Origin of the sequence: Burkholderia sp. AU4i (genome assembly GCF_000466765.1) — a bacterium.
Lineage (GTDB): Bacteria > Pseudomonadota > Gammaproteobacteria > Burkholderiales > Burkholderiaceae > Burkholderia > Burkholderia cepacia.
Map to the genome: position 1 here is coordinate 1 of NZ_ASSI01000104.1, position 12,560 is coordinate 12,560.

Below are 12,560 nucleotides of genomic sequence, written 5' to 3' on the forward strand. Positions count from 1 at the left end.
CGGCGCCGTGCCGAAATATCGCGCCGCGCTTCGGGCCGGCGACACGCGCCGGCCGGGGAGACTTCAGCGGCCCGACGTGGTGGTCGTCGCGCCCGGCTCCTGGATGCCGAAGCAGCCGCGATAGGTCGCGTAGAACGAGCAGTACAGCATCGTGACGATGACGATCGTCAGCGGCATCATGATCGTCAGCGCATAGGCGCCGGCGCCGAGCGCCTGCAGCAGCAGCGACAGCGCGAGCGACGTGCCGAGCGCGACGCCGAACCACAGCGCGCCGTACACGACGAACGCGCCGCGATTGCGCCAGCAACTGACGACGCTGAAGAACAGCGCCTTGGCGGGCGGCACGTCGTGCCACGCGACCAGCACCGGCGCGAACCAGAACAGCATCGCGACCGGCAGGTAGAGCAGCGTCGCGAACATCAGCGCGCCGAACGTGCCTTGCGCGGCGAGCGTTTCCGGCGTCGCGCTCGCTTCGTCGGCCGCGCCCATCATCACGTGGAACAGCGCGCCGCCGTCCACGAACGACGAGGCGGCGAACACGAGCACCATCGACGCGACGTAGATCACGCCGAGCACGAGCAGCCGCTGGGTCGCGACGGTGCCGTACGAGCGGAAGCCGTCGACGAGGATCGTCGGCATCACGGTCTTGCCGGCCACCGTGTCGCGGCATGCGGCCATGAAGCCGACCGCGATGCCGGGAATGAACACCAGCGGCAGCGCGGAGCCGATCACGGGCACCTGCGATACCAGCGTGATCGCCAGCAGGTACGTGAAGAACAGCGTGATGAACGCGAGCGGGTTCCGGCGGAACAGCCAGATGCCTTGGCGGAACCAGACATAGCCCGTTTTCGCGGGCACTTCGATCAGTTGCATGCGGTTTGGATCTCGGGAAGCGCGGGCGTATGCGCGATACGCTCGCGCAGGATGCGTTCGAAATGGCCGGGGTCGTGCGGCTTGAGCATCTCGGCCGCGCGCGGCAGGTAGAAGTCGTACAGGCGCGACACCCAGAAGCGGTACGCACCCGCGCGCAGCATGTCGCTCCAGTGGCGGCGCTCCTCGGCCGTGAATGGCCGCACGGTCTGGTACGCGCGTAGCAGCGCATCGGCGCGCGCGACGTCGAGCACGCCGGTCGCGAGGTCGACGCACCAGTCGTTGACCGTGACCGCGACGTCGAACAGCCACTTGTCGCAGCCCGCGAAATAGAAGTCGAAGAAGCCGCCGAGCCGCACGTCGTGGCCGGTGCCGGGCGCCGCGTGCGCGAACAGCACGTTGTCGCGGAACAGGTCGCAATGGCACGGTCCGGCGGGCAGCGCCGCGTAATCGTCCGACGCGAAGAAGCCGGCCTGGTGCGCGAGTTCGCTTTCCAGCAGCGCGCGCTGCGCGTCGGTGACGAACGGCGAGATCGCGGGCACGTTCTCCTGCCACCACGGCAGGCTGCGCAGGTTCGGCTGGTTGCGCGGATAGTCGCGGCCGGCCAGGTGCATGCGCGCGAGCATCTGCCCGACCTCGATACAGTGTGCGACCCCCGGCGCGAGTTCCGCCGAGCCGTCGAGCTTCGTGACGATCGCGGCCGGCTTGCCGTGCAGCTCGCCGAACAGCGCGCCGTCGTCACGCGGGATCGGATCCGGCACCGGTACGCCGTGGCCGGCCAGATGGCGCATCAGGTCGAGGTAGAACGGCAGTTGCTGCGCCGTCAGCTTTTCGAAGATCGTGAGGACGTACTCGCCGCGCGTCGTCGTCAGGAAGAAATTGCTGTTTTCGATACCGGACGGAATGCCTCGGAACGCAAGCACGTCGCCCAGTTCGTAGTGGCGCATCCATTGCGCGAGATCGGAGTCGGAAACAGCTGTGAAAACGGCCATGCGGGATGCGTCAGGTCAGGGTGTCGGCACGCGGGCGGCGTGCGTCGCGACAGCAGGTGAAGGAAGGCGGCGCGCGGCGTTCGGTGCGGCGCGCCACGGAATCAGTAGCGCAGGTTCAGCGACGGCAGGCGCGTGATCGGGATGCCCGCGTCGTGCGGCTTCGGCGACGTATCGGGCGTCGAGCTCATCTGGTAGCGCGTGCCGAAGTTCGACTTCACGTCGATCTCGACCGGCTTGCCGCGATCGCGGTACTCGGTGACTTCGGTGCCGTTCTTGCTCTTTTCGTGGAAGCTCGGCGTGCGGCGGATGTCGGCGAAGTCGACTTTCGACGTGACTTCGGCGCCCGGCCGGTTGATCTTGCGGAGATCGGGCAGGCCGGCGGCCTCGTTGGCCTCGGCCCGTGCCTGCGCGTCGGCGTCAGGCGTGCCGCCGGCGGCGTAAGCGGCGCTGGCGGCGGCAAACGCGGCGGCAGCGACGACGAGAATGAGCGGCTTCATGATGAGTCTCCAGTGAACCCGCCGATTTTAGCAAATACTGCGCACCATCCGGCCCTCGCGTGCGTGGGGGCAGCCACAAGGGCGACCGGGTTCCGTGGTAATGTCGCCGGATCAGACGAGGTGATGAAAATGAAGAACGATTTGAGCCGCCGGCACCGTGTGCTGACGCCCGAGAGCCCGTCGGTCGAGGCTTTCGACGATCCGGTCGCCGCCGTCGCGCGGCTGTCCGCCATTTACGACACGAACACGGGTTTCCTGCGTGACGCATTCGCGCGCTATCGCCGCCACGAACCGATCACCGAGCACGTGCGCGCGTGCTACCCGTTCGTGCGGATCCGCACCGATGTCAACACGCACGTCGATTCGCGCCGCTCGTACGGTTTTGTCGCGGGCCCCGGCGTGTTCGAGACGACGGTCACGCGCCCCGACCTCTTCGCGAACTACTATCGCGAGCAACTGCGCCTGCTGGCGAAGAACCACCATGTGAAGATCGAGATCGGCGTGTCGTCGCAGCCGATTCCGATCCATTTCGCGTTTCCCGAAGGCATCCATCTCGAGGGCGAGCTCGACCGCGACCGCCTGCTCGCGATGCGCGACATCTTCGATACGCCCGACCTGTCGTATCTCGACGATCGCATCGTCAACGGCACGTTCGAGCCGGCGCCGGGCGAGCCGCATCCGCTCGCGCTGTTCACGGCCGCACGCGTCGACTTCTCGCTGCACCGGTTGCGCCACTACACGGCGACGTCGCCCACGCATTTCCAGAACTACGTGCTCTACACGAACTACCAGTTCTACATCGACGAGTTCGTGAAGCTGGGCCGCACGGTGATGACGGAGAGCGACGATCCCGAGGTGCGCGCGTATCGCAGCCAGTACAGCTCGTTCGTCGAGCCGGGCGACGTCGTGACCTACAACGCGAACCTCGGCAGCGAGCCGGCCGAGGGTGCCGCGCCGCCGCGCCTGCCGCAGATGCCCGCGTATCACCTGAAGCGCGCGGACGGCAGCGGGATCACGATGGTCAACATCGGCGTCGGCCCGTCGAACGCGAAGACGATCACCGATCACATCGCGGTGCTGCGTCCGCACGCATGGGTGATGCTCGGTCACTGCGCGGGGCTGCGCAATACGCAGCGTCTCGGCGACTACGTGCTCGCACACGGTTACGTGCGCGAGGATCACGTGCTGGACGCCGACCTGCCGCTGTGGGTGCCGATTCCGGCGCTCGCCGAAGTGCAGCTCGCGCTCGAGCGCGGGGTGGCCGACGTCACGCAGCTCGATGGCGTCGAACTGAAGCGCGTGATGCGCACGGGCACCGTCGCGAGCGTCGACAACCGCAACTGGGAGCTGCGCGATCATCGCGAACCCGTGCAGCGCCTGTCGCAGAGCCGCGCGATCGCGCTCGACATGGAAAGCGCGACGATCGCCGCGAACGGTTTCCGCTTCCGCGTGCCGTACGGCACGCTGCTCTGCGTGTCGGACAAGCCGCTGCACGGCGAGCTCAAGTTGCCGGGCATGGCCGACACGTTCTATCGCGGGCAGGTCGACCAGCATCTGCAGATCGGCGTGAAGGCGATGGAGATCCTGCGCACGAACGGGCTCGACAAGCTGCATAGCCGGAAGCTGCGGAGCTTTGCGGAAGTGGCGTTTCAGTAATGTGAACGGCGGCCCCGGGTGCGGTATGCGTCGCGATATCAGGCGCAGTCGCGAACCGGGGCATACCGGGCTTCAGGCGGCAGGTGTGCACTTGTACCTCTCCGTCTGGCCGTGCGTAGCCACTCGCGGTGGCCGCGTCGCCGCCTTAGTACTGGAACGCGATCATTTTCTGCAATTTGGAAGTTGTCCTATTGGTTGCCCTTGTCATCGAGAATATGCTCTCCTGCGTGGCGTTATTCGACGCCCGTACGAAGGAACGGCGAACAGTCGATCCGATCGATTCCTATCGAATTGAAAGAGGGCATACCTGATGAAAATCAATTTCTTGCTGGCTTCCCTGATGCTCACCACATCTCTGTCGGCAATGGCCAGAACCGCGGTGATCGGTCCGTCCAATCCCTGTGCGCCCGTCGCGGTAATCGGCCCGTCCAACCCCTGCAAACCCGTCGCGGTGATTGGCCCCGGCCCTGTCAAAAAGTGTCCGTGCTATTGACCGAATAAGTGATTAAACGGGTGCGCTCGCCCTTGGGCGCATCTCGTCCGTGTATTGCTTTCCCGTGCCGTCCGGCACGCTGCCGTGCGTGTCGGACAAGCAACTGCGCGCCGGCGTCAGCGTACGGCTTTAGCGGCCGGTTCGAGCGATCCACTCCGAGCCGTTTCCAACATCGAATCTCGCACCGCATCGATAACCCGACCCGCGTCCGCCTGTCGCTTGATCGCCAGCCGCCATTCCCCGAGCGCCCGCAGTTCGGCGCCGCCGAAATATTCCATGATGTCCGGCAGGCGGCGCACGACGCCGCGGCTGCCCCAGCAGCCGTCGTCGATTTCCGTTGGAAAGACCCACACGCGCGTCGCGACGGCATCGACCGGCAGGCCCTCCGCGCGCGCGACGGCAGCGGTCACGTCTGCGATCAGCCCGGCACGCGCGGCATCCGTGTACTGACCTTCGGGCACGGTCGGCACGATCCGGTAGATCGGCGCAGGCGCGACAGCCCCGGCGCGATACACGGCTGCCGGCCGATGGACGAAGATCCAGGTCACGTCCCGCGTGCGCGGATCGTCGGGATCGAGTCCCTCGTGACGGATCAGCGTTCCGGTCAGTTCTTCCATCAGTTGGGCTTCGGCCTGCGGTGCGAGCGCACCTTCGGGAATGTAGACGTCGATCATCGGCATGATGGTGTCCTGGTTCGGTGAGGATGGCGTCGCTCCGATGCCGGGCGACGTGAATCCAGTGTACGAACCGCGTGCCGGCACGCGGAGTGGCGAAACTGCCATTCGACGATGCCATTTCCGACACCGCACCCGACGACGGTTGCGCGCGCTTATCGCGTGAAGCGACGGCGATACTCGCCGGGGGAGATGCCGGTCTCGCGCTTGAACAGTTGCCGGAAGCCGCTGATGTCCGCATAGCCGACGCGCTCGCAGACGGTGTCGATCGCGAGCGTCGTTTCCGCGAGCAGCCGTTTCGCGACTTCGATCCTGAGCGTCTGCAGATACCTGAGCGGCGGCGCGCCCACGGCGTCCCTGAAACGGCGATGGAGCGTGCGTTCGCTCATCGCGACGTGATCGCTCAGCCGGGCGAGGCTGAACGGCTCGCGCAGGTGCTTTTCCATCCAGCGTTGGGCGCGTGCAATGGCCGCATCGGCGTGCCCGTCATGCCCCATCCGGCCGAGATCGATGAATGAATCCTGCGACACGCGGTTCACGTCGATCAGCATGACCTTGGCGACGGCCGCGGCGAGGCGCGCGTTCGCGAGTTTGTCGACGACCCGCAACGCGAGATTCTGATACGACGTGATGGCGCCGCCGCACAATATGCCGTCCTGTTCGGTCAGGACGTCCGACGCGCGCAATGCCACGTCCGGATAGCGTACGCGGAAGCTCGATGCTTTCGACCAGTGCGTCGTGGCGACGCGGCCGTCGAGCAGCCCGGCTTCCGCGAGCAGGAACGCGCCCGTGCAGTACGTCGCGATCAGTGTGCCGCGCGCATGTTGCCGGCGCAGCGCGTCGAACAGCGGCGCGAGTGACGCGGGCCGGGCGAGCAGCCGCTCGAGATCGGCGACGAACGGAGCGGTGAGCCAGATCGCATCGGCGGTGCCGTGACCGTCGATCGTGCCGTCGACCGCGGCGGCCTGGCCGGAAGCCGTGCGCACCGGCTTGCCGTCGATCGATTCGATGCGCCAGCGAAACGGGGCCTGCGGCCGGCCGTTACGTAATGACGGGGCGAGATGATTGGCTGCCGTGAAGATGTCGGTCGGCGCGGCGATGCCAGACGCAAGGGCATGGTCGACAGCCCAGATCCGGATGAGTGGCATGGGTGGCGGGAATGGCCATGGACAGGGTCGATCCTACCATCGGTGCCACGCGGTCATGGAGGCGGTTGCAGGCGCGCGATGCGCCGGCTCGCAGCGTGCGCGGCAGTCGGGCTTTCCGCTCGCATCGTCGGTAGGGGGCAGGGATGGCACGGAACGCGCCGCTGAAAGCGACAAGGCCGCCCGGCGCTGAAGCGCACGGGCGGCCTTGCCGGTCAGGCGAGTGCGTTGTCGCTCAGCACTCGCCCTTCTTCGCGTGCCCCGGCGGGCAGTGATAGCCGCGGCGATCCGGGCCGTGTTCGCGGTCGCGATAACGCTGGTGATCTTCCCATTCGCGGCGTTCCCAGTAGCGGTGGCCGTCCCAGTAGCGGTCGCCGTGCCAGCCGACGATGACCGCGGGTGCCGGGGCGACCACGACGGGCGCGGGCGCGACGACGACCGGTGCGGGCGTGCCGATGTTGACGTCGACGTTGACGGCGTGGGCGAGGCCGGACAGCGAAAGGCCGAGGCCGGCGAAGGCAAGGGCGATCAGGGAGCGTTGCATGTTCTTTTCCGTGATGTCGTTGTAAAAGGCCGGCGCGACGCGATGGAAGCGAGGGGGGATCGTTCCACCGGGGGAAACGCCGCACCGACACATGCAGTGTGCTGGTGCGCGACGGAAAACGCGAGGCGGGTTTGTTACGGCGGATTGGCGGCCGGCAGGGGCAGGGTACAGGCGCCGGGTCGCGTCATTTGACAATGGCGGCCCGCGTTTGCGGATGATTGCGCGCGTCGCACGGCACCGGCCTCGCGAATTTGACATTCGACGGCGAACGGCGCGCCAGGCGCGATTAATGGCACGTTACAAAGTGACACGCGGCAGGTGGTGGGATCGCCAAGCCTGCCGCGCGGAAAGCGGGATGCCGGCCCTCGGGCCGGCGGTCTTCATCGACCGGTTACAGGTAGAACATCCGGTCTTCTTCGGGGCGCGGCGGATGGCCATCGTCGTCCGAACCTTCGTCCTCGCCGCTGTCCTCGTAGAACGCGAGCACGGCGTCGAGCACCTGGTCGGGATCGTCGATCACCTGCATCAGGTTCATGTCTTCCGGGTTGATGAGGCCCATCGGGATCAACTGGTCGCGGAACCACTGCAGCAGCCCCTTCCAGAACTCGCTGCCGACGAGGATGATCGGCACGAGGCGCGACTTCTTCGTCTGGATCAGCGTGAGCACTTCCGACAGCTCGTCGAGCGTGCCGAAGCCGCCCGGCATCACGATCACCGCATCCGAATTCTTCACGAACGTGACCTTGCGCGTGAAGAAGTGGCGGAAGCGCAGCGAGATGTCCTGGTAGTGGTTGCCGGCCTGTTCGTGCGGCAGCTCGATGTTCAGGCCGACCGACGGCGCCTTGCCGGCGTGCGCGCCCTTGTTCGCGGCTTCCATGATGCCGGGGCCGCCGCCGGAGATCACGGCGAAGCCTGCATCGGACAGCTTGCGCGCGATCTGCGCGGCCAGCTTGTAGTGCGGCGTGTCGGGTTTGAGGCGGGCAGAACCGTAGATGCTGACGGCCGGGCGGATCTCCGACAGGTACTCGGTCGCCTCGATAAACTCTGCCATAATCGTGAACATCTGCCACGATGCGCGGGCCTTCTTGGCCGTCGCGCGCTCTTGATCTGCGAGCGAACGCAGACTCGGAATCACTTTTCTCTTGTTCATAATGCCTGAAGAACGAAATCTGGAAGGTAAGACCCTGCTATTGGTTGACGGTTCGAGCTATCTGTATCGGGCTTACCATGCGATGCCTGATTTGCGTGGCCCTGGCGGGGAGCCGACCGGAGCGCTCTACGGAATCATCAACATGCTGCGCCGTATGCGCAAGGAAGTCAGTGCAGAGTATAGCGCTTGCGTGTTCGATGCAAAGGGCAAGACGTTCCGTGACGACCTTTATGCCGACTATAAGGCAAACCGTCCGTCGATGCCGCCCGATCTTGCGTTGCAGGTCGAGCCGATCCACGGCGCCGTGCGTGCGCTCGGCTGGCCGCTGCTGATGGTCGAAGGCGTCGAGGCCGACGACGTGATCGGCACGCTCGCGCGCGAAGCCGAGCGGCACGGGATGAACGTGATCGTGTCGACGGGCGACAAGGATCTCGCACAGCTCGTGACCGACCGCGTCACGCTCGTCAACACGATGACCAACGAGACGCTCGATCGCGACGGCGTGATCGCGAAGTTCGGCGTACCGCCCGAGCGCATCATCGATTACCTCGCGCTGATCGGCGACACCGTCGACAATGTGCCGGGCGTCGAGAAGTGCGGGCCGAAGACAGCCGTGAAATGGCTGGCCCAATACGACAGCCTCGACGGCGTGATCGAGCATGCGGGCGACATCAAGGGCGTGGTCGGCGACAACCTGCGTCGCGCGCTCGACTTCCTGCCGCTCGGCCGCAAGCTCGTGACCGTCGAGACGGCCTGCGATCTCGCGCCGCACCTCGAATCGATCGAAGCGTCGTTGAAGACGGACGGCGAAGCCCGCGACCTGATGCGCGACATCTTCGCGCGCTACGGCTTCAAGATCTGGCTGCGCGAAGTCGACAGCGCGCCGCCCGAAGGCGGCGGCGCCGATGCGCCGGAAGGCGAGCCTGCACCGGTGGTGGCGGCCGACATCGTGCGCGAATACGACACGATCCAGACCTGGGAGCAGTTCGACGCGTGGTTCGCGAAGATCGATGCGGCCGCATTGACCGCGTTCGACACCGAGACGACTGCGCTCGACCCGATGCTCGCGCGGCTCGTCGGCCTGTCGTTTTCGGTCGAGCCGGGCAAGGCCGCGTACCTGCCGGTCGCACACCGCGGCCCCGACATGCCCGAGCAACTGCCGATCGACGAGGTGCTTGCGCGCCTGAAGCCGTGGCTCGAATCGGCCGATCGCAAGAAGGTCGGCCAGCACCTGAAATACGACGCGCAGGTGCTCGCGAACTACGACATCGAACTGAACGGCATCGAGCACGACACGCTGCTCGAATCGTACGTCGTCGAATCGCACCGCACGCACGACATGGACAGCCTCGCGCTGCGCCATCTGGGCGTCAAGACGATCAAGTACGAAGACGTGGCCGGCAAGGGCGCGAAGCAGATCGGTTTCGACGAAGTGGCGCTTGCGGAGGCCGCCGCATACGCGGCCGAAGATGCGGACATCACGCTGCAGCTGCATCACGTGCTGTATCCGCAGGTTGCACGCGAACCGGGCCTCGAGCGCGTGTATCGCGAGATCGAAATGCCCGTGTCGCTCGTGCTGCGCAAGATGGAACGCACGGGCGTGCTGATCGACGATGCGCGCCTGCAGGCGCAGAGCACCGAAATCGCGACGCGCCTGATCGAGCTCGAAGCGCAGGCGTACGAACTGGCCGGCGGCGAATTCAATCTCGGCTCGCCGAAGCAGATCGGGCAGATCTTCTTCGAGAAGCTGCAGCTGCCGGTCGTGAAAAAGACGCCGAGCGGCGCGCCGTCGACCGACGAGGAAGTGCTGCAGAAACTGGCCGAGGACTACCCGTTGCCGAAGCTGTTGCTCGAGCATCGCGGGCTGTCGAAGCTGAAGTCGACCTATACCGACAAGCTGCCGCGCATGGTGAATCCTTCGACGGGCCGCGTGCATACGAACTACGCGCAGGCCGTCGCGGTCACGGGCCGTCTCGCGTCGAACGACCCCAATCTTCAGAACATTCCGGTGCGCACGGCCGAGGGCCGGCGGATCCGCGAGGCGTTCATCGCGTCGCCCGGCCACCGGATCGTGTCGGCCGATTATTCGCAGATCGAACTGCGGATCATGGCGCATATCTCGGGCGATGCGTCGCTGCTGCGCGCGTTCTCGCAGGGCGAGGACATTCACCGCGCGACGGCCGCCGAGGTGTTCGGCGTGACGCCGCTGGAAGTCAATTCCGACCAGCGCCGGATCGCGAAGGTGATCAACTTCGGGCTCATCTACGGGATGAGCGCGTTCGGCCTCGCGTCGAACCTCGGCATTACGCGCGATGCGGCGAAGCTCTATATTGACCGCTATTTCGCCCGTTATCCGGGCGTCGCGCAGTACATGGAAGACACGCGCTCGGCGGCGAAGGAGAAGGGCTACGTCGAAACCGTTTTCGGTCGCCGCCTGTGGCTGCCCGAGATCAACGGCGGCAACGGCCCGCGCCGCCAGGCAGCCGAGCGCGCGGCAATCAACGCGCCGATGCAGGGCACGGCGGCCGACCTGATCAAGCTGTCGATGATCGCGGTGGACGACTGGCTCACGCGCGACAAGCTCGCGTCGCGGATGATCATGCAGGTGCACGATGAACTGGTGCTCGAGGTGCCCGACGAGGAACTGTCGCTGGTGCGCGAGAAACTGCCGGAAATGATGTGCGGCGTCGCGAAGCTCAAGGTGCCGCTCGTCGCCGAAGTGGGGGCCGGCGCGAACTGGGAAGAGGCACACTGACGCACCGCCACGCGGTTCCCGATTCCTGCGGCATATTGTTGCAGGGATGCTGAATATCGAGATGGTTTGCTTGTGGTCAACGCGCAAGCTCCCGGACAATGCATGTCATGGACACGGGGGCTTGCGCACCCCGCGTTCCCGGGGCGGTTGCATCGAAGTGCTTCGAACTGCACATCGATGATGTCCGAACCGGTTAATCCAACGGGTGGCGCGAATGCATCGCGTTCGCGCTGTCCGGCGGCAGCAGTGTCGAATCGCAAAGGGGGAACAGATGCATCGGATCATCATCGTAGGCGGAGGCGCGGGCGGCCTGGAACTGGCGACGCGGCTCGGCGACCGTTACGGCGCGCGCGGCAATCGTCCCGCGCGTGCGCTTGTCACGCTTGTCGACCGCAATCCGACCCACATCTGGAAACCGCTGCTGCATGAGGTCGCGGCCGGCAGCATGGATCCGTTTACGCAGGAGCTCGAATATGCGGCGCAGGCGCGCTGGCATGGCTTCGAATTCCAGCAGGGCGAGCTGACCGGGCTCGACCGCGCGGCGAAACGCTTGACGCTGTCACCCATCAACGACAGCGACGGCGAGGAACTGCTGCCGGCGCGCGAGCTGGAATACGACACGCTCGTGATCGCGATCGGCAGCACGACCCACTTCTTCGGCGTGCAGGGCGCATCGGAAAACGCGATCGCGCTCGATACGGTCGGCGAGGCCGAGCGTTTCCGCAAGCGGCTGATCGCCGCGTGCATGCGTGCGGAACATCAGGCGCCGGCGCCGACCGCGCCTGGCGAGGCGGCCGAGCCGCGCATCCAGGTCGTGATCGTCGGTGGCGGCGCGACGGGCGTCGAGTTGTCCGCCGAGTTGCGCAACACCGCGCAGGTGTTGTCGGCCTACGGGCTGCACAAGCTCGACCCGCGGCACGACGTCGGCATCGTGCTGATCGAATCGGGGCCGCGAATTCTCCCGGCGTTGCCGGAGCGCGTGTCGTCGGCGACGGCCGAACTGCTCGAAAAGATCGGTGTGCGGCTGATGCTTGCCGAGCGCGTGACCGAGGTGGCGCCCGGCGCCGTTCATACGGCGAGCGGCAAGACGGTGCGCGCCGATCTGACGGTCTGGGCCGCGGGCATCAAGGCGCCGTCCGTGCTCGCCAATCTCGATGGCCTCCAGGTCAACAAGCTCGGCCAGCTTGACGTGCGCCGCACGCTGCAGACCTTTACCGACGACAACGTGTTCGCGCTCGGCGATTGTGCGGCATGCGCATGGCCCGGCAACGAGCGCAACGTGCCGCCGCGCGCGCAGGCTGCGCATCAGCAGGCGAGCTTCCTGCTGAAGGCAATCGGCTGTCGGCTCGACGGGCGCCCGCTGCCCGAATTCACCTATCGCGACCTCGGCTCGCTCGTGTCGCTCGGCCACTTCAGCGCGGTCGGCAACCTGATGGGCGGGCTGATCGGCGGCAACATGCTGATCGAAGGGCTGTTCGCGCGCTTCATGTACATGTCGCTGTACCGGATGCACATCGCCGCGCTGCACGGCTATCCGCGCATGATGCTCGACACGGTTGCGCACTGGCTGCGGCGCACGACGCTGCCGCGCGTCAAGTTGCACTGAGCGCGCGTTCGCGCGGGCAAGCGGGCGGGGAGCGCACGTCGTGCGCCGTCCCTGCCCGTCGTTTTTTTGCGTGCTGCCGTGCCGGCATGTGGCGGGCAACATCGACCGCGTGTTTTTCGTTTCAATTCGCCACCATCCGATCGCGCGACGGCGATCGACATGCGGCTTGTTGCATCGC

10 protein-coding genes are annotated in these 12,560 nt (G+C 66.2%); 3 read left to right on the top strand and 7 right to left on the bottom strand.

The features are described from left to right. Positions 1-63: 63 nt before the first annotated feature. From L810_RS23620 to L810_RS23630, 3 genes are all read right to left on the bottom strand, one after another. The gene (locus tag L810_RS23620; protein WP_021160836.1) at positions 64-873 is read right to left on the bottom strand and encodes a BPSS1780 family membrane protein; all 810 of its coding nucleotides are present in this window, start codon (positions 871-873) and stop codon (positions 64-66) included. Then, a complete protein-coding gene (locus tag L810_RS23625) occupies positions 864-1,862 on the bottom strand; it encodes a homoserine kinase (protein WP_021160837.1) in 999 nt (332 codons plus the stop codon). The genes L810_RS23620 and L810_RS23625 overlap by 10 nt, the downstream gene beginning before the upstream one ends. Before the next feature lie 101 nt (positions 1,863-1,963). After that, positions 1,964-2,359, bottom strand: coding sequence for a hypothetical protein (locus L810_RS23630; RefSeq protein ID WP_021160838.1), 396 nt, complete (start codon positions 2,357-2,359; stop codon positions 1,964-1,966). Positions 2,360-2,488: 129 nt separating this feature from the next. Here L810_RS23630 and L810_RS23635 point away from each other — a divergent pair, with 129 nt between their 5' ends. Continuing rightward, a complete protein-coding gene (locus L810_RS23635; protein ID WP_021160839.1) occupies positions 2,489-4,015 on the top strand; it encodes an AMP nucleosidase in 1,527 nt (508 codons plus the stop codon). 609 nt (positions 4,016-4,624) lie between these two features. On the opposite strand, the gene L810_RS23640 is transcribed toward L810_RS23635, so the two are convergent. From L810_RS23640 to L810_RS23655, 4 genes are all read right to left on the bottom strand, one after another. Next, positions 4,625-5,188, bottom strand: coding sequence for a tautomerase family protein (locus L810_RS23640; RefSeq protein ID WP_042975828.1), 564 nt, complete (start codon positions 5,186-5,188; stop codon positions 4,625-4,627). A gap of 149 nt (positions 5,189-5,337) precedes the next feature. Continuing rightward, positions 5,338-6,330, bottom strand: a complete 993-nt coding sequence (locus tag L810_RS23645) for a GlxA family transcriptional regulator (protein ID WP_021160841.1) — start codon at positions 6,328-6,330, stop codon at positions 5,338-5,340. A gap of 232 nt (positions 6,331-6,562) precedes the next feature. Beyond that, a complete protein-coding gene (locus L810_RS23650) occupies positions 6,563-6,871 on the bottom strand; it encodes a hypothetical protein (protein ID WP_021160843.1) in 309 nt (102 codons plus the stop codon). A gap of 391 nt (positions 6,872-7,262) precedes the next feature. Beyond that, positions 7,263-8,021, bottom strand: coding sequence for a TIGR00730 family Rossman fold protein (locus tag L810_RS23655; RefSeq protein ID WP_021160844.1), 759 nt, complete (start codon positions 8,019-8,021; stop codon positions 7,263-7,265). A 1-nt stretch (position 8,022) separates the two neighbouring features. Between L810_RS23655 and polA the strand changes: the two genes are divergently transcribed. Both polA and L810_RS23665 read left to right on the top strand, forming a co-directional pair. Continuing rightward, entirely contained in the window at positions 8,023-10,776 is a 2,754-nt protein-coding gene (polA, locus tag L810_RS23660; RefSeq protein WP_042975830.1) for a DNA polymerase I, read from the top strand. Between the two features lie 271 nt (positions 10,777-11,047). Continuing rightward, on the top strand, positions 11,048-12,382 hold the full coding sequence (locus L810_RS23665; RefSeq protein ID WP_042975832.1) for an NAD(P)/FAD-dependent oxidoreductase: 1,335 nt from the start codon (positions 11,048-11,050) through the stop codon (positions 12,380-12,382). Positions 12,383-12,560 lie beyond the last annotated feature (178 nt).

Coding starts and splice junctions, on each gene's coding strand:
- L810_RS23620 (WP_021160836.1), bottom strand. CDS start 873: ATGCAACTGATCGAAGTGCCCGCGAAAACGGGCTATGTCTGGTTCCGC.
- L810_RS23625 (WP_021160837.1), bottom strand. CDS start 1,862: ATGGCCGTTTTCACAGCTGTTTCCGACTCCGATCTCGCGCAATGGATG.
- L810_RS23630 (WP_021160838.1), bottom strand. CDS start 2,359: ATGAAGCCGCTCATTCTCGTCGTCGCTGCCGCCGCGTTTGCCGCCGCC.
- L810_RS23635 (WP_021160839.1), top strand. CDS start 2,489: ATGAAGAACGATTTGAGCCGCCGGCACCGTGTGCTGACGCCCGAGAGC.
- L810_RS23640 (WP_042975828.1), bottom strand. CDS start 5,188: ATGCCGATGATCGACGTCTACATTCCCGAAGGTGCGCTCGCACCGCAG.
- L810_RS23645 (WP_021160841.1), bottom strand. CDS start 6,330: ATGCCACTCATCCGGATCTGGGCTGTCGACCATGCCCTTGCGTCTGGC.
- L810_RS23650 (WP_021160843.1), bottom strand. CDS start 6,871: ATGCAACGCTCCCTGATCGCCCTTGCCTTCGCCGGCCTCGGCCTTTCG.
- L810_RS23655 (WP_021160844.1), bottom strand. CDS start 8,021: ATGAACAAGAGAAAAGTGATTCCGAGTCTGCGTTCGCTCGCAGATCAA.
- polA (WP_042975830.1), top strand. CDS start 8,023: ATGCCTGAAGAACGAAATCTGGAAGGTAAGACCCTGCTATTGGTTGAC.
- L810_RS23665 (WP_042975832.1), top strand. CDS start 11,048: ATGCATCGGATCATCATCGTAGGCGGAGGCGCGGGCGGCCTGGAACTG.